Below are 15,789 nucleotides of genomic sequence, written 5' to 3' on the forward strand. Positions count from 1 at the left end.
TTGCCTGTACAATATCCAGTCGATCCGGCGCATCGACCGCACCGTATACGCCGTTTTAATGGCCCGGCATACGACCGGCCGCCCGGCGCCGCCGCCGCGCCGGCATCCGCCGGCCCGGCCGGCGCCGGAGCGCCCCATTCCGGCGGGCTAGCCCGCTCGGCCGGCCCCACCTCCGGCGCGGCATATCCACAACATCTTGTATGAAACTTTTGCGTCTGCCGCAATTTCCGCTGACGCCCGGTGTTGTCTACCTTACGATGCAGGGGCGAGGCGCATTCCGGGCCCTCGCGCCGGAAAACGAGGAGTCGGGCTTGCACGATCCTTCGCACACCGTCCCCGAAGCAGACCGCGGAGCGGCCGGCCTCGCACCCGCAAGCCGGCACCGGGCATGGGCACAGCGTCCCATCGTCGACGATGAGAGAGAACCTCCCCTCTGCGGGAGGTTTTTTTGTGCCTGCGTCCCCGCCATCCCCGTGACGTGAGGAGAGCGACATGGCCAAGCGCCAGACCAAGGGCAGCACCGTGAGCACGGTTTCGGAATCCAAGGTCCAGCCCCTGTTCCCCGGCTCCGCCTGGGATCCGCTGGCCGCCGACCGGCACCGCGACCAGAGCTACCTGCGCACGGTGAAACCGCAGAGCCCCAACCAGAAGCTCCTGCTCGACGCGATCCGCGCGCACCACCTGGTGGTGGCGCTGGGGCCGGCGGGAACCGGCAAGACCTACCTCGCCATCGCCTCGGCGGTGGAGGCGCTGGAGGAGGGCAAGGTCGACCGCATCGTCCTGTCGCGCCCGGCGGTCGAGGCCGGCGAGACCCTCGGCTTCCTGCCGGGCGACCTCAACGAGAAGATGGCCCCCTTCCTGCGGCCGCTCTACGACGCCCTCAGCGACCGCCTCGGCGGCAAGCGGCTGCGCCAGTACATGAGCGACGGCACCATCGAGATCGCCCCCGTGGGCTACATGCGCGGGCGCACCCTGAACAACGCCTTCGTCGTCATCGACGAGGCGCAGAACTGCACCTACGCCCAGATCAAGATGCTGCTCACCCGGCTCGGCTGGCATTCCACCATGGTGCTGACCGGCGACCCCGACCAGACCGACCTGCTCGACAACCTGTCCGGCCTGGCCGACATCGCCCGCCGCCTCGAGGCGGTCGACGGCATCGCCGTCGTCCGTCTCGGCGACACCGACATCGTGCGCCATCCGCTGGTCGCCAGCATGCTGACCGTCCTCTGACCCCGCCCCGCCCCGGCCCGCCGCGGCGGGCCGGGGCGGGCCCTTTTCCCGGATGCCGCGCTCCGTCCGCCTTTTCCTCGCCGCCGCGCTGGGCTAAGGTCGCCGCGCCTCGACCTTTCCACGCATCGGACGACCATGAACGCGCGCATCCTCCGCATCGCCATCGCCTCGCTGGTGGGGCTCGCCGTCGCGGCCGGCATCGCCTGGTGGCAGGTCCGGCAGGCCGAGCGGATCGTCACCACCGGCACGGCCGACATCGGCGGCCCGTTCCAGCTCACCGACCACACCGGCAAGGCGGTCACCGACGCCGACTTCCGCGGCAAGCACCTGCTGATCTATTTCGGCTACACCTACTGCCCGGACGTCTGCCCGACCGAGCTCGCCACCATGGCCACCGCCCTCGACAAGCTCGGGCCGCTGGCCGACCGGGTGCAGCCCCTGTTCATCTCGGTCGATCCGGCGCGCGACACCGTGGCGCATCTCGCCGACTATGTCGGGCTGTTCCATCCCCGCCTGATCGGCCTCACCGGGACTCCGGAGCAGATCCGCGAGGTCGCCCGCGGCTACCGCGTCTACTACGCCAAGGCGCCGGGCGGCGAGGACGCCGGCGACGACTACCTCATGGACCATTCGAGCTTCGTCTACCTCATGGGGCCCGACGGGGCGTTCGTGCAGGTGTTCCCCGGCGGCACGTCGCCCGACAAGATGGCGGAGGCGATTGCTCAGCGGGTGAAGGGTTAACGCGGCAAGACCCCGTAACGGCAGCGTAATCAAGGACTTGCGGCCAAGGTTTTGCTTCTTGACAGGGTAGTGCCCCGTTCGTATGGTCTCGCCGCTTTCGCGTGGCGGTGAGCCGGTGGGGAACGACGAAGCCATTATGAGCGACGACAGACCTCCCACCTCGCTGGACGAGCTCGACGCCCGGTTGCGCAAGGCGCGGGAGGGGCAGGAACAGAAGTCCGCCCCCGGCCGGTTTGCCGGCATCCCGCAGGGCCCGCTCGGGGTCGCCTGGCGCATCGGGGTGGAGCTGGTGGCTGCCATGATCGTCGGCGTCGGCGGCGGGCTTCTGCTCGACCACTGGCTGGATAGTGCGCCGTGGGGCCTGGTGAGCATGTTCTTCCTGGGTTCCGCAGCGGGAGTGCTGAACGTCTACCGGGCCGTTTCCGGGCTCGGCTTCGCCCCCGGCTACCGCCGGGCCAACAGGGAAGACCACGAGCGCCCCTCCGGCGGCGACGAACATTGAGCGAGGACGACCTTGGATCCGCTGCACCAATTCCAAATCAATCCCATCGTCCAGATCGTGATCGCCGGGTACGACGTGTCGTTCTCGAACTCGGCGCTGTTCATGGTGATCGCGGTCGCGCTGGTCTACGCCCTGCTGGTCTACGGCATGAAGGGGCGCGCGCTGGTGCCCGGCCGGCTGCAGTCGCTGGCCGAGATGTTCTATGAATTCGTCGCCAACATGGTGCGCGACAACGCCGGGCACGACGCCCGGCCGTACTTCCCGTTCGTGTTCACGATCTTCATGTTCGTGCTGTTCGGCAACATGATCGGGATGATCCCCTACACCTTCACCTTCACCAGCCACATCATCGTGACCTTCGCGCTGGCGCTGACGGTGTTCGTGTTCGTGACGGTGCTGGCGCTGATCAAGCACGGCCTGCACTTCTTCACCTTCTTCATGCCGCACGGCGCGCCGGTGGCGCTCGCCCCGATCCTCATCCCGATCGAGGTGATCTCCTACCTGATGCGGCCGGTGAGCCTGTCGATCCGACTGTTCGCCAACATGATGGCCGGCCACACCATGCTGAAGGTGTTCGCGGGCTTCACGGTTCTCATGATCAGCGGCCTGGGTGCGCTCGGCCTGTTCGTCGGCCTCATCCCGGTGCTGATCAACATCGCGCTGACCGGCTTCGAGTTCCTGGTCGCCTTCCTGCAAGCCTACGTCTTCACGATCCTGACCTGCCTGTACATCCGCGACGCCCTGGAGCTGCACTGACCGCAGCCGGGCCCGCCGGGCACCCGTTCCATCCGCCTTTCACCAGTTCACCCCAAAAGAGGAATGAGTACCATGGAAGCTGAAGCCGCTAAGTACGTCGGCGCCGGTCTGGCCGTCATCGCCCTCGCCGGCGTCGGCATGGGTATCGGCAACATCTTCTCGACCCTGATCGGTTCGATCGCCCGCAACCCGGCCGTCCAGCCCAAGGTCTTCCCGATCGGCATCCTGGGCTTCGCGCTGACGGAAGCCGTGGCGCTGTTCGCGCTGCTGATCGCCTTCCTGATCCTGTTCGCCTAAGGTCCGAGCGGACGCGACACTCGCTCGAGAGACGCGGCGCCGGGCTCACCCGCTGAGCTCTGGCGCCGCTCCTTTGCCTTGGGGGACCGATCATGCCGAACCTGTTGGCCGAGGCACGGCCGGCCCGCTGGGCGGGCGTTGCGGGCAGCGCGCTCGCGTCGCTCACCCTGCTCGCCGGCAACGTCCTCGCGGCGACGGCGGAGCACGCGCCGGCTGCCGAACACGCGGAGGAGCATGTCGGCGGTCTGCCGCAGCTCAATCCCGCCACCTTCCCGACCCAGATCTTCTGGCTCGCGGTGACCTTCATCGTCCTCTACTATCTCCTGGCGAAGAAGGCGTTGCCGCGCGTCGCCGAGGTGCTGGAGGAACGTCAGGAGCGGATCACCCGCGACCTGAACAAGGCCGCTTCCGTGAAGGAAGAGGCGGAGACCGTCCTCGCCGCCGTCGAGAAGGCCCTGGCCGACGCGCGGTCCGAGGCGCAGTCGGTGATCGCCGCCACGGTCGCCGAGATCGAAGCCGGCAACCAGGCCCGCCAAGGCCAGCTCGCCGCCGACATCGCTGAGCGACTGAAGGCCGCCGAGGCGCGCATCGCGTCCGCCAAGGACGAGGCCCTGGCCAACATCCGCGGCGTGGCGTCGGACATCGCCCGTGACGTGGCCGGCAAGCTGGCCGGGGTCGAGATCGATCCCGCGAAGGCCGAGGCGGCCGTCGCCGCCGTCCTGGAGGAGCGCCGGTAATGTTCATGACCCCCGAATTCTGGGTTGCCGTCGCCTTCGTCATCTTCGTCGTCCTGGTCTGGAAGCGGGCCGGCGCGGCGATCAGCTCGATGCTCGACACCCGTGCGGAGAAGATCCGTGCCGAGCTCGACGAGGCGCAGCGCCTGCGCGAGGACGCCCAGGCCACCCTCGCCAACTACCAGCGCCGCCAGCGCGACGCGGTCAAGGAGGCGGAGGCCATCGTCGTCCATGCCCGCGAGGAGGCCGAGCGCTTCCGCACCGCCGCCCAGGCCGATCTCGAGGCGGCGCTGAAGCGGCGCGAAGCCCAGGCGATGGAGCGCATCGCCCAGGCCGAGGCCCAGGCCCTGGCCGAGGTGCGCAACCTGACGGTCGACATCGCCATGGCGGCGGCCCGGCGCGTCCTCGCCGAGGGGATCACCCCGGCCCAGTCGGACAGGCTGGTCGATCAGGCCATCGCGGATCTGCCCCGGCACCTGCACTGATCGTTCCCGCGGTCGCAACGGTCCGTCCGAAGCCCCGGCCCTGGCGCCGGGGTTTTTCGTTATGCAGAATAGCGGTCCGCCCCCGACCGACAGGACCGCCCGCCATGTCCACCGCCTTTCCCACCGTCTTCGTCTCGCACGGCTCGCCGATGCTGATGCTGGAGACGGCGTCGCCCGGCCGGGACTTCCTGGCCGGGCTCGGCGCCCGGCTCGGCCGTCCCCGAGCCATCCTCGCCGTCTCCGCCCACTGGCTGACCCGGCGCCCCATGGTCAGCGGCGCCGAGCGGCCGGAGACGGTCCACGACTTCTACGGCTTCCCCGACGCCCTCTACCGCCTCACCTATCCCGCCCCCGGCGCTCCGGAACTGGCCGCGCGGGTGGTCGGCCTGCTGGACGCCGCCGGCCTGCCGGCCGGTGCCGATCCCGGCCAGGGGCTCGACCACGGCGCATGGGTGCCGCTGTCCCTGATGTACCCGGACGCCGGCATCCCGGTCGCCCAGCTGTCGGTGCTGCCGGAGCTGGACGCCGCCGCCCATGTGGCGCTCGGCCGGGCGCTGGCGCCGCTCGCCCGCGAGGGCGTGCTGGTGCTGGGCAGCGGCGGCGCCGTGCACAATCTGCGCGCCCTCCGCCGCGGCGTCAGCGGCGACCCGCCGGCGTGGGCCGCCGACTTCGCCGACTGGCTCGACCGCGCCGTCGCCGCCGGCGGCGAGGCGCTGGCGGCGTGGGCGGAGCAGCCGACCGCCCGTGCCGCCCATCCCAGCGACGAGCACTTCCTGCCGCTGCCGGTGGCGCTCGGCGCCGCCGGCCCGGGCGCGCGCGCCGAGCGCCTGCACGCCGGCTTCGAGCACGGCAGCCTGGCGATGCACGCCTACGCCTTCCACCCGGCCTGACGGGCCCCGCCGCGCCGGCCCGTCCCTACACCCGCGGCCCGCGGTCCGGCGGGAAGCGGTCGAGCACGCGCTTGTGGATGCCGTCGCGCACCTGGCGGTAGCTCGCCAGCATGGCGTCGCGGCTGCCGTCGACCAGGGTGGGGTCGAAGGTCATCCAGAACTCCACCTCGCAGGCCATGGTGCGGGTCATCTCGACGGCGCGGTGGTGGGCTTCCGGCGACAGGGAGACGATCAGGTCGAAGGAGGAATCCTCGAGCTCGTCGAAGGTCTTGCAGACGTGGCCGGAGATGTCGATGCCGATCTCCTCCATCACCGCGACGGCGAAGGGATCGATGTCGTCGGATTCGCGCACCCCCACCGAATCGACGAAGATCCGGTGCCCGTGGTAATGGCGCATGATGCCGGCCGCCATCGGCGAGCGGATCATGTTGTAGGTGCAGGCGAAGAGGACGCTGGTGACGGGAAGGATCGGTACGGGGGCCATGGGCGCCGCTACCCCGGCCGGTTCAGCCGCGGATGTGCAGGACGCAGATCAGCGTGAACAGCCGACGCGCCGTCTGCAGATCCATGTCGATCCTGCCGCTGACCCGCTCGCGCAGCAGCTCCGACCCCTCGTTGTGCAGGCCGCGTCGGCCCATGTCGATCGCCTCGATCTGCGACGGCGTCGCCTTCTTGATGGCGGCGTAGTAGCTCTCGCAGATCAGGAAATAGTCGCGCACGATGGAGCGGAACGCCGACAGCGGCACCATCACCTTGCACAGCGCCCGGTCGTCCTCGCAGCGGACGTCGAGGATGAGGCGGTTGTCCTCGATCGCCAGGTGCAGGTGGTAGGGGCCCTCGTCCGGATGCTCGCACGGGCAGAACTCGTTCTCCTCCAGGAGGTCGAAGATCGCCACGGCGCGCTCGTGCTCGACCTCCGGCTTGCGCCGGACGACGGTCTTTTCGTCCAGCGTGACGTGGACGATGCGGCGCTTCGTCCGATCCGTCATCGCGCCTCCCTGCCGGCGCCGAGGCGCAGCGCCACCGAGCGGGCGTGGGCGTCGAGCCCCTCCGCCTGCGCCAGGGTGACGGCGGCCGGTCCGATGGCCGCCAGCGAGCGCGCGTCGCAGGCCACGAAGGTGGTGCGCTTCATGAAGTCCAGCACGTTGAGGCCGGAGGAGAAGCGGGCGCTGCGCGCCGTCGGCAGCACATGGTTGGGTCCGGCGACGTAGTCGCCGACCGCCTCCGGCGTGTAGCGGCCGAGGAAGATGGCGCCGGCGTTGCGCACCCGCGCCATCAGGGCGTCGGGATCGGCGACCGCCAGCTCCAGGTGCTCCGGCGCCAGCCGGTCCACCAGGGCCGGCGCGTCGCGCAGCAGGTCCTCGACCAGGATGACGGCGCCGTGCTCGCGCCAGCTCTCGCCGGCGATGTCGGCGCGCGGCAGCCGGCTCAGATGGTCGTCCACCGCCCGCTCCACGGCGGCGGCGAAGGCCGCGTCGTCGGCGATCAGGATCGACTGCGCCACCCGGTCGTGCTCGGCCTGGCTCAGCAGGTCCATGGCGATCCAGGAGGGGTCGTTGTCGCGGTCGGCCACCACCAGGATCTCCGACGGCCCGGCGATGCTGTCGATGCCGACGACGCCGTAGACCTGCCGCTTGGCGGCGGCGACGAAGGCGTTGCCGGGACCGACGATCTTGTCGACCGGGGCGATGGTCGCCGTGCCGTAGGCGAGCGCCGCCACCGCCTGGGCGCCGCCGACCCGATAGATCTCCTGGATGCCGCAGCGGCGCGCCGCCGCCAGCACCAGCGGGTTGATCCGGCCGTCGGGGGTCGGCACCACCATGACGATGCGCTCGACGCCGGCCACCCTGGCCGGCAGCGCGTTCATCAGCACCGACGACGGATAGGCCGCCGTGCCGCCCGGCACGTAGAGGCCGACCGAGCCCACCGGCGTCCAGCGCGCGCCCAGCCGCACCCCCTGGGGATCGTGGTAGTCGGTGACGGCCGGCACCTGCAGGCGGTGGAACGCCTCGATGCGTTCCGCCGCGGTGTCGAGTGCGCGCAGCAGCTCCGCGTCGCAGGCGGCGACGGCGAGGTCGACCTCGTCCACCGGGATGCGCAGGGTCTCGGCCGTCAGGGTGAGACGGTCGAAGCGGCCGGTGTACTCCAGCACGGCGGCGTCGCCGCGGGCGCGCACGTCCTCGACGATGGCGTGCACCGCCGCCTGGACGTCCTCGCTCGCCTCGCGCTTGGCGTGCAGCAGGCCGGTGAACGCCGCCTCGAAGCCGGCGTCGCGGCGGTCAAGCTTGAGCGGCATGGACGGCCCCCCGGAAACGTTCGATCCAGTCGGAAATCTCGTCGGGCCGCGTCTTGAAGGCGGCCCGGTTGACGATCAGGCGCGAGGTGACGTCGGCGATGTGCTCGACCTCCACCAGCCCGTTGGCCTTGAGCGTCGAGCCGGTGGACACCAGGTCGACGATGCGCCGGCACAGGCCGAGCGTCGGCGCCAGCTCCATGGCGCCGTTGAGCTTGACGCACTCGGCCTGGACGCCGCGCGCCGCGAAGTGGCGGCGGGTCACCTCGGGGTACTTGGTGGCGACGCGCACGTGGCTCCAGCGGGAGGGGTCGTCCCCCTCCACCATCGCCTTCGGCTCGGCCACCGACAGCCGGCACTTGCCGATGCCGAGGTCGAGGGGCGCGTAGATCTCGGGATAGTCGAACTCCATCAGCACGTCGTTGCCGGCGACCCCGAGGTGCGCGGCGCCGAAGGCGACGAAGGTGGCGACGTCGAACGAGCGCACGCGGATGACGCTGAGGTTGGGCACGTTGGTGGCGAAGCGCAGGAGCCGGCTGTTCTCGTTGTCGAACTCCGGCTCCGGGGCGATGCCGGCGTGCTCGAGCAGCGGCCGCAGCTCCTTGAGGATCCGGCCCTTCGGCAGGGCCAGGACGAGCGCGTCGTCGGTCTGGATATCGGCGGGCAAAGAACGACTCTCCGAGGCTGGTGCCTGGCGCTGGCCGGCGGGGCCGGCCGCGTCGAGCCGATAGATACCACATTCCGCGCCCGCGTCACGGCTTTCGACCGCCGCGGCGCCGGCAAATCGCTAGATCCGGCGGGCGATCAGGAAGGCCGTCTGCGAGGGCGTCGGCCGGACGCGCTCCAGCGCGAAGCCGAACCGGCCGATCCAGTCGGCGTACTCGTCGGCGGTGCGCTCGCGGCCCCGGGCGGCGACCAGCATGTTGAGGTCCTGGCGCGCCACCACCGGCGGCCCGGTGCGCCGCTCGTCCGCAGACATTCGCCGAGCACCAGCAGGGCGCCGCGCGACGGCGCCCAGGGCGCACAGCATGGTCAGCGGCCGGGTCGCAGAGTCCTCCGGCAGCCCCACCTCCTCGCCCAGGTCGGCGGCGGCGCACGGACCGCCGTCGAGCGCGTCGACGCCCCCCATCTCCTCGGCGGTGAGGAGCGCCTGCGCGTTCATGAATCCCAGCGCGCATTCCCGGACGTCCATGGTTCCCCCAGCCATGTCCGTTGTCACGGTGCGGTGCCCGGCCCCGCGGGCGGCGTTCAGTCCCGCGGCCTGCCGGCGGCGCCCGGGGTGCCGACGCTGCCGGCCCGCTCGCCATGGCCACCCGCCCCCGTCTTGGGCCGGGTGCCGCCGGGGTTCAGGCCGGTCGCCACGCCGGCCGAGCCGGCCGACGGCGGCGCTCCCTGGTCACCCTCCATGGCGCCCCGGGCGGTCTCGGCGGGACCGCGTTCGAGCGGGTCGACGGCGCCGCCGCCGCCGCCGGTTCCCGTGCTCTGGGACTGGCCGGCCGGGGAATGGGAGGTGTCGGCGCGCCGCAGCCGCTCGCGCGCCTCCTCGATGGCTCTGGGGTCGTCCTTGCGGTCGCTCATGGCCGTTCTCCCGGTGTGGCGTCGTCCCCCGTCAACATGACGGGGACGGACGGGTTCCGGACGGGAACCGGGACGCCCGGCGCCGGTTTGCCGGGTGTGTTCCACGAGGAGCGAGGGCCGACCGATGGCCAAGCACAAGAGCAAGGGTTTCAAGCTTCCGAAGAGGATCGCCGGGGTCAAGGTGCCCAAGCACCTGCGCAAGTCCGGGGGCTCGCTGGGCTCCCTCCTGGAATCGCCGATGGCCCGGCAGATCCTTGCCGACGCGCTCGTTGCCGCCGCCGGCGCGCTGGCGGCCAACCGCGGGACGCGCCAGGCGGTGAGCCACGCCGGGAGCGGCGCCGCCGAGACGGTGCGGGACGCCGCCGGTGCCATCGCCGGCGTGGTCGCCGAGGGCATGCGCCACGCCATCACCGACGGGGACCGGGAGCGGCAGGGCCGCGGCCGCAACCGGGAGGCCCCGTCGCACTGAGGTATCCCTTCCCGCCCGGCAGGCTCCGAGGGGGCTAACGACGACGCCCCTCCCGAGTGCGGTGCAGCACGGGGGAACTCCGTCCCTCCCCTGGAGTTCCCCTAAGCAGGTTTTCCGAACCCCGCCCACCGTTGGGCGGGCTCGGAAAACCTGCAAAACCATAGAGTCCGCAGGTTTGCCCAGGCCGGGCCATCGGTGGCCCGATCCGGGCAAACCTGCTTAGGCACCGGACATCTCCGATTTGGGAGGACCGCCATGGCCAGCCGATCGCACGGCGCCCACGCCCGCACCGAGATCGTCGAGCGGGGCGACATCTACTTCGTCTTCCGTCCCAAGGTCGAACAGGACGCCCCCGACGGTCCCGACGACGTGGAGCGCTTCTACATCGTGCTGAAGCCCCACGGCCGCTCGGTGTTCCGTCTGATGGTGGTGGGACGCAAGCACCTGCCCGAGATCGACGGACACGAGCGCACCTGGGGCTTCGTCGACCGCATCGCCCGGTCGAGCCGCGACGTCGCCGCCACCTTCCGCGCCGAGACCTACCGGACCAAGACCCGCGGCGCGCGCCACCGCCCGGCGGCGCGGCCGGCCGGCGAAGGCATGTACGCCATCGCCCGGACCGACGGCGACACCCACCTCGTCTACGCGCTGGAGCAGCCGGAGAAGCCCGGCCCCGTGCAGAAGGCCTTCAACCTGCGTCACGACGGCGCCTTCGCCCTCTCCGTCAAGAACCCCGAGGCCGGCACCCTGCACGGCGAGGCGGCGCCCTATCCCAAGACCGTGCTGCGCGACTTCGACGGCCGCCGCTTCGCCGAGGACCCGCACCTGCTCGACTACGAGGGAGCCGAGTTCGTCCTGATCGGCGCCCGGGGCAACCCCGGCTCCGCCTATGACATCGACTTCGACGCCGAGGAGCAGCAGCCCGGCCACGCCGACGTCGTGCGCGCCTTGAAGCTCGGCCGCCGCGACTCTCCGGCCGAACCGCTTGTTACCGGGAATTGGGCTTGAATCACGAGGACCCCTTCCATGGCGCACGAAAGCATCAAGAAGCCCGTCTCCCCCGACGGTCCGCTGTCGGGCGACAGCGGCATCGACGAGACCCGCGCCCGCAACAACGCGGACGTGTCGCAGTACGATCAGGCCCGCACCGGCGTCGAACGCCGCCTGCAGGCCCAGCGCGACGGCCGCCACATCCCGGCCACCGACGCCTCGGGCAAGCCGTACGGCCACGACTTCGACCCCGACGTCCACGAGGACGGGGTCGGCCGCACCGGCAGCCCGGGCAACGAACTGTAGGGTGCCGTCGCCGCCCCGCTGGCTCGGCCCGGCGCTGGCCGCCGGCGCCTTCGCCGGCTTGGTGTGGCTCGAGCATCGCCGCCCCCTGCGCCGCCGGGTCGAACCGGCGGCGCGCCACACCGCCCGCAACCTGGCGGTGGCCGGCCTCAGCGCCCTTGCCATCCGCGCCCTGGAGAAGCCGGTGGTCGAGCCGCTGGCCCGTGCGGTGGAGCGCCGGCGTTGGGGCCTCCTGCCGGCGCTCGCCCTGCCGCGCGCCGCGGAGCGGCTGCTGGCGCTCGTTCTCCTGGACTACACGCTCTACTGGTGGCACGTCGGCACCCACCGGCTGCCGTTCCTGTGGGCCTTCCACCGCGTGCACCACGCCGACCGCGATCTCGACGCCTCGACGGCGCTGCGCTTCCATTTCGCCGAGATGGCGCTCTCGGTGCCCTACCGGGCGGCGCAGGTGCTGCTGATCGGCGTGCGGCCGGCCGATCTCGCCCTGTGGCAGCGCCTGACCCTGGCGGAGATCCTGTTCCACCATTCCAACCTGCGCCTGCCGCCGGCCTGGGAGGGCCGCGTCGGCCGGCTGCTGGTGACGCCGCGCATGCACGGCATCCACCATTCCCGCCGCCCCGCGGAGATGGACAGCAACTGGTCGAGCGGCCTGACCGTCTGGGACTGGCTGCACGGCACCCTGCGCCTCGACGTGCCGCAGGAGGACATCGTCGTCGGGGTCGCCGGGTGCGGCGCGCGCGACGTCACCCTGCCGCGGCTGCTGGTCCTGCCGCTGCGGGGCGGGTAGGAGAGCGGTCGCGTCGCCCCCCGGAGGGTTTTGGGGGAGCGACGCGGCCGCGAGGACGGAGAGCGCCCTACTCCGCCGCCAGCGGCGGCGGCGGCGGTGCCGCCACGGGGGCGGCGAGCTGGGCGTCGACCACCGCCACGCCGGTCATGTTGAGCAGGCCGCGCACGGTGATCGAGGGCGTGACGATGTGCACCGGACGCGCCGCACCCAGCAGGATCGGCCCGACGTTCTGCGCCTCGCCCAGCACCTTCAGCATGTTGAAGGCGATGTTGGCGGCGTCCAGCGTCGGCATCACCAGCAGGTTGGCGGCGCCCTTCAGGCGCGAGTCCGGCAGCACCCGGCCGCGGATCGCCTCCGACAGGGCGGCGTCGGCGTGCATCTCGCCGTCCACCTCCAGGTCGTTCATCTCGGCGGAGATGAGCTGGTAGGCCTGGCGCATCTTGCGCGCCGACGGCGTGTCGGCGCTGCCGAAGTTGGAGTGCGAGAGCAGCGCCACCTTCGGCTCGATGCCGAAGCGCCGCACCTCCTCCGCCGCCAGCCGCGCGATCTCCGCCACCTGGCCCGCGGTCGGCTCGGGGTTCACGTAGGTGTCGCAGATGAAGTAGGTGCCGGTCTGCAGGATCAGCAGGTTCATGGCGGCGGCGGTGTTGACGCCCTTGCGCTTGCCGATCACGTCCATGACGTGGGTGTAGTACTCGCCGTAGCGGCCCGAGGTGCCGCAGATCAGGGCGTCGGCCTCGCCGCGCCGCACCATCAGGGCGCCGAACACCGTGGGCTGGGTGCGCACCACGTTGGCCGCGTGGGTCGGCGACACGCCGCGCCGGCCCATCAGCGTGCGATAGATCTCGGTGTAGTTGTGGTAGCGCGGGTCGCGGATGATCTCGATCATCTCCACGTTGACGCCGTGCTTGAGGCGCAGCCCCAGTTCCACCACCTTGCGCTCGATGATGTCGCGCCGCCCCAGCAGGATGGGTTGGGCGATGCCGTCGTCGATGGCGAGCTGGGCGGCGCGCAGCACGCGCTCGTCCTCGCCCTCGGCGTAGACCACCCGCTTGGGGTCCTTCATGGCGGCCTGCATCACCGGCTTCATGACGAGGCCGGAGCGGAAGACGTAGAGGCCGAGCTCGTCGCGGTAGGCGCGGAAGTCGTGGATCGGCCGCATCGCCACGCCGCTGTCCATGGCGGCGCGGGCGACCGCCGACGGCACCTCGATGATCAGGCGCGGGTCGAAGGGCTTGGGCAGGATGTAGTCGGGGCCGAAGCGCAGCTCCTCGCCGCGGTAGGCGGCGGCCACCACGTCGGACGGCTCGGCGCGCGCGAGGTTGGCGACGGCGTGGGTGGCGGCGACCTTCATCTCCTCGTTCACGGTGGTGGCGCCGACGTCCAGGGCGCCACGGAAGATGAAGGGGAAGACCAGGACGTTGTTGACCTGGTTGGCGAAGTCGGACCGGCCGGTGGCGATGATGGCGTCGGGACGGACCTCGCGGGCGAGGTCGGGCATGATCTCCGGCTCGGGGTTTGCCAACGCCATGATGATCGGCCGCGGCGCCATCCGCTTGACCATGTCGGGCGTCAGCACCTTCGGCCCGGACAGGCCGAGGAAGAGGTCGGCGTCGCCGATCACGTCGCCCAGGGTCCGCGCGTCCGTGTCCTTGGCGTAGGCGTCCTTGTAGGGGTTCATGTCCTCGGTCCGGCCGCGGTAGACCAGGCCGAACTTGTCGACGAGCCAGACGTTCTCCCGCTTCACGCCCAGCGCCACCATCAGGTCGAGACAGGCGATGCCGGCGGCACCGCCGCCGGTGGACACCACCTTGACGTCGCCCGCCTCCTTGCCCACCAGCTTCAGCCCGTTGAGCATGGCGGCGCCGACGACGATGGCGGTGCCGTGCTGGTCGTCGTGGAAGACCGGGATCTTCATGCGGTCGCGCAGGCGCCGCTCCACCTCGAAGCAGGCCGGCGCGGCGATGTCCTCCAGGTTGATGGCGCCGAACGTCGGCTCCAGCCGGGCGATGGTGTCGACCAGCGCGTCCACGTCCGTCTCGTTGAGCTCGAGGTCGAACACGTCGATGCCGGCGAACTTCTTGAAGAGGACCGCCTTGCCCTCCATCACCGGCTTGGCCGCCAGCGGCCCGATGTTGCCGAGCCCCAGCACCGCCGTGCCGTTGGTCACCACCGCCACCAGGTTGGACCGGGTCGTCAGCTCCGCCGCCTGGGAGGGATCGCCGTGGATCGCCATGCAGGCCGCCGCCACGCCCGGCGAATAGGCCAGCGCCAGGTCGCGCTGGTTGGCCATCGGCTTGGTCGCGACGATGGCGAGCTTCCCCGCCTTCGGGCGCCGATGGTACTCCAGCGCGAGCGTGTCGAGATCCCCGGACATGGACGTTCTCCCCTTGATTAACTCGATTCCGGTTATTTTCCGAACGAGCGTGAACTGACGGTCGGCTTATACAGCAAAGGCGCTGGTGCGGCAAACCGCCCCCTTGCATGGCACGTCCGATGCGGCCGCCGCGGCGTTCGGCCGTGTGGTCGACACAATACCTGGGCGGCACGGCCGCGTGGAAGGGAAAGCTCGGGCACCCTCCCCCGGGGCCGGGCCCGGGGGAGGAGAGAGCTCACATCGGCCCCATGACGCTGCTGATCGCCATCTCGATGCTGGCGACGGCACGATCGACCTGCTGCCCGATCAGGTCCATCTTCTTCAGCTGGGCGATGCGCGGCTGGGCCTGGCGCTGCTCCTGCGCGTCGAGCACGGTGGCGAACAGGCCGCTGAGGTCGACCAGCCCCACCAGCACGACATCGCGCGGGTCGGGGATGTCGTCCCCCAGCAGCAGCGCGCGCAGGCGCGCGCGCACCTCGCGCTGCTCGCGCCCGTCGACCACGGGATAGCGGCGGTCGCGGAAGATCCAGAGGAAGCGGCCTTCCTGCTTCTTGACGATGCCGCGCTCGACGAGGCGGGCGAGCGCGGCGGCGCGCAGCGCGTTGCCCTGCTCGGCCACGTCGTTGATCCAGTCCGCCGGGGCATGGGCGCCCTGCCCCGCCAGCCGGGCCAGCACGCCGTCGAGCAGCGGCTCGCCGGTCGGCCGCGGGTCGACCACGGACATGCGTTCCAGGTCGCAGTCGATCCGGCCGGCCAGCGCCAGCTCCATCAGCACGGCGCCGGCGGCGATCTGGTCGTAGACGCTGCGCGCCATCGGCCGCAGCACCCCGGCGTCGTCGATGCACAGCAGCAGGATCTCCTCGATGAGGGTCGGCTGCAGGCCGATCGGCCCGGTCGCCGCCACCGCGGCGGCCGGCTTGGCGGCCGGTCCGGCGGACGCCAGGGCGGCGACCGCGGCGTCGGCGTCGGGGTGGAGCGGGAACAGGGAAGCGAAGCCGCTGACGTCGAAGACTTCGCGGACCTGCGGTTGCAGACCGCACAGCGCGAAGGCGGTCGCCGACTGCTTGGCCTGGCGCCCGGCCTTCAGCACCACGCGCAGGCCGGCGCTGCTGATGTAGGCGCAGCCGGACAGGTCCAGCACCATCGCCCCGCCGCTCGGCATCGCCGCGCTCAGCTTCGCCTCCAGCTCGGGCCCGGTGAGGCCGTCGATCCGTCCGGCGACCGCCATGATGGCGACCCCCGCTTGCGTTCTCTGGGTGATCTCCATGTCTCTCCTCCGTCGCCGGGCGCCGGGCCGTGCCCGCCCGCCGCCAGACTGGTCACGATCACCGGCCGGCGTCAATCGAAGGGTGTA

The 15,789-nt window shown here is 71.3% G+C and carries 20 protein-coding genes; 12 read left to right on the forward strand and 8 right to left on the reverse strand.

The features are described from left to right. The first annotated feature begins 492 nt into the window (after positions 1-492). The 8 genes from ACSBPG_RS06315 (at position 493) to ACSBPG_RS06350 (ending at position 5,638) form a co-directional block, all read left to right on the forward strand. Entirely contained in the window at positions 493-1,233 is a 741-nt protein-coding gene (locus ACSBPG_RS06315) for a PhoH family protein (RefSeq protein ID WP_435536280.1), read from the forward strand. A 135-nt stretch (positions 1,234-1,368) separates the two neighbouring features. Beyond that, complete coding sequence (locus tag ACSBPG_RS06320) at positions 1,369-1,974, forward strand: SCO family protein (protein WP_435536281.1); 606 nt, start codon at positions 1,369-1,371, stop codon at positions 1,972-1,974. Between the two features lie 136 nt (positions 1,975-2,110). After that, on the forward strand, positions 2,111-2,476 hold the full coding sequence (locus tag ACSBPG_RS06325; protein ID WP_435536282.1) for an AtpZ/AtpI family protein: 366 nt from the start codon (positions 2,111-2,113) through the stop codon (positions 2,474-2,476). 12 nt (positions 2,477-2,488) lie between these two features. Next, positions 2,489-3,232: a F0F1 ATP synthase subunit A gene (locus tag ACSBPG_RS06330; protein WP_435536283.1), complete on the forward strand. Its 744-nt coding sequence runs from the start codon at positions 2,489-2,491 to the stop codon at positions 3,230-3,232. A gap of 72 nt (positions 3,233-3,304) precedes the next feature. After that, positions 3,305-3,529: an ATP synthase subunit C family protein gene (locus tag ACSBPG_RS06335; protein WP_029006950.1), complete on the forward strand. Its 225-nt coding sequence runs from the start codon at positions 3,305-3,307 to the stop codon at positions 3,527-3,529. A 92-nt stretch (positions 3,530-3,621) separates the two neighbouring features. Beyond that, the gene (locus ACSBPG_RS06340; RefSeq protein WP_435536284.1) at positions 3,622-4,266 is read left to right on the forward strand and encodes a F0F1 ATP synthase subunit B family protein; all 645 of its coding nucleotides are present in this window, start codon (positions 3,622-3,624) and stop codon (positions 4,264-4,266) included. Then, positions 4,266-4,748, forward strand: a complete 483-nt coding sequence (locus tag ACSBPG_RS06345; protein WP_435536285.1) for a F0F1 ATP synthase subunit B family protein — start codon at positions 4,266-4,268, stop codon at positions 4,746-4,748. The genes ACSBPG_RS06340 and ACSBPG_RS06345 overlap by 1 nt, the downstream gene beginning before the upstream one ends. Positions 4,749-4,852: 104 nt before the next feature. Next, positions 4,853-5,638 (forward strand): DODA-type extradiol aromatic ring-opening family dioxygenase, encoded by a 786-nt coding sequence (locus ACSBPG_RS06350; protein ID WP_435536286.1) that lies wholly within the window; start codon positions 4,853-4,855, stop codon positions 5,636-5,638. Between the two features lie 25 nt (positions 5,639-5,663). On the opposite strand, the gene ACSBPG_RS06355 is transcribed toward ACSBPG_RS06350, so the two are convergent. From ACSBPG_RS06355 to ACSBPG_RS06380, 6 genes are all read right to left on the reverse strand, one after another. Beyond that, the gene (locus ACSBPG_RS06355; protein WP_435536287.1) at positions 5,664-6,122 is read right to left on the reverse strand and encodes a low molecular weight phosphatase family protein; all 459 of its coding nucleotides are present in this window, start codon (positions 6,120-6,122) and stop codon (positions 5,664-5,666) included. A 22-nt stretch (positions 6,123-6,144) separates the two neighbouring features. Further along, positions 6,145-6,627 (reverse strand): UPF0262 family protein, encoded by a 483-nt coding sequence (locus ACSBPG_RS06360; RefSeq protein WP_435536288.1) that lies wholly within the window; start codon positions 6,625-6,627, stop codon positions 6,145-6,147. Continuing rightward, positions 6,624-7,934 (reverse strand): histidinol dehydrogenase, encoded by a 1,311-nt coding sequence (gene hisD, locus ACSBPG_RS06365; protein ID WP_435536289.1) that lies wholly within the window; start codon positions 7,932-7,934, stop codon positions 6,624-6,626. Before hisD ends, ACSBPG_RS06360 begins: the two co-directional genes overlap by 4 nt. Further along, positions 7,918-8,598, reverse strand: a complete 681-nt coding sequence (hisG, locus tag ACSBPG_RS06370; protein WP_435536290.1) for an ATP phosphoribosyltransferase — start codon at positions 8,596-8,598, stop codon at positions 7,918-7,920. The genes hisD and hisG overlap by 17 nt, the downstream gene beginning before the upstream one ends. 120 nt (positions 8,599-8,718) lie before the next feature. Continuing rightward, positions 8,719-9,138 (reverse strand): hypothetical protein, encoded by a 420-nt coding sequence (locus ACSBPG_RS06375; protein ID WP_435536291.1) that lies wholly within the window; start codon positions 9,136-9,138, stop codon positions 8,719-8,721. A 41-nt stretch (positions 9,139-9,179) separates the two neighbouring features. After that, the gene (locus ACSBPG_RS06380; RefSeq protein WP_435536292.1) at positions 9,180-9,509 is read right to left on the reverse strand and encodes a hypothetical protein; all 330 of its coding nucleotides are present in this window, start codon (positions 9,507-9,509) and stop codon (positions 9,180-9,182) included. Positions 9,510-9,633: 124 nt separating this feature from the next. Between ACSBPG_RS06380 and ACSBPG_RS06385 the strand changes: the two genes are divergently transcribed. The 4 genes from ACSBPG_RS06385 to ACSBPG_RS06400 all read left to right on the forward strand — a co-directional run bounded on the left by ACSBPG_RS06385 (position 9,634) and on the right by ACSBPG_RS06400 (position 12,058). Then, positions 9,634-9,978: a hypothetical protein gene (locus tag ACSBPG_RS06385; protein WP_435536293.1), complete on the forward strand. Its 345-nt coding sequence runs from the start codon at positions 9,634-9,636 to the stop codon at positions 9,976-9,978. Between the two features lie 255 nt (positions 9,979-10,233). Beyond that, the gene (locus ACSBPG_RS06390) at positions 10,234-10,986 is read left to right on the forward strand and encodes a hypothetical protein (protein ID WP_435536294.1); all 753 of its coding nucleotides are present in this window, start codon (positions 10,234-10,236) and stop codon (positions 10,984-10,986) included. Between the two features lie 18 nt (positions 10,987-11,004). Continuing rightward, positions 11,005-11,274 carry a hypothetical protein gene (locus tag ACSBPG_RS06395; RefSeq protein ID WP_435536295.1) on the forward strand — a complete coding sequence of 90 codons (270 nt, stop codon included), beginning with the start codon at positions 11,005-11,007 and terminating at the stop codon, positions 11,272-11,274. A 1-nt stretch (position 11,275) separates the two neighbouring features. Then, entirely contained in the window at positions 11,276-12,058 is a 783-nt protein-coding gene (locus ACSBPG_RS06400) for a sterol desaturase family protein (RefSeq protein WP_435536296.1), read from the forward strand. A 67-nt stretch (positions 12,059-12,125) separates the two neighbouring features. On the opposite strand, the gene ACSBPG_RS06405 is transcribed toward ACSBPG_RS06400, so the two are convergent. Both ACSBPG_RS06405 and ACSBPG_RS06410 read right to left on the reverse strand, forming a co-directional pair. Continuing rightward, entirely contained in the window at positions 12,126-14,435 is a 2,310-nt protein-coding gene (locus tag ACSBPG_RS06405) for an NADP-dependent malic enzyme (protein WP_435536297.1), read from the reverse strand. Positions 14,436-14,670: 235 nt separating this feature from the next. Beyond that, positions 14,671-15,702 carry an anti-sigma factor antagonist gene (locus ACSBPG_RS06410; protein ID WP_435536298.1) on the reverse strand — a complete coding sequence of 344 codons (1,032 nt, stop codon included), beginning with the start codon at positions 15,700-15,702 and terminating at the stop codon, positions 14,671-14,673. Between the last annotated feature and the right edge of the window lie 87 nt (positions 15,703-15,789).

This window comes from Azospirillum sp. ST 5-10, assembly GCF_051225715.1.
GTDB lineage: Bacteria > Pseudomonadota > Alphaproteobacteria > Azospirillales > Azospirillaceae > Azospirillum.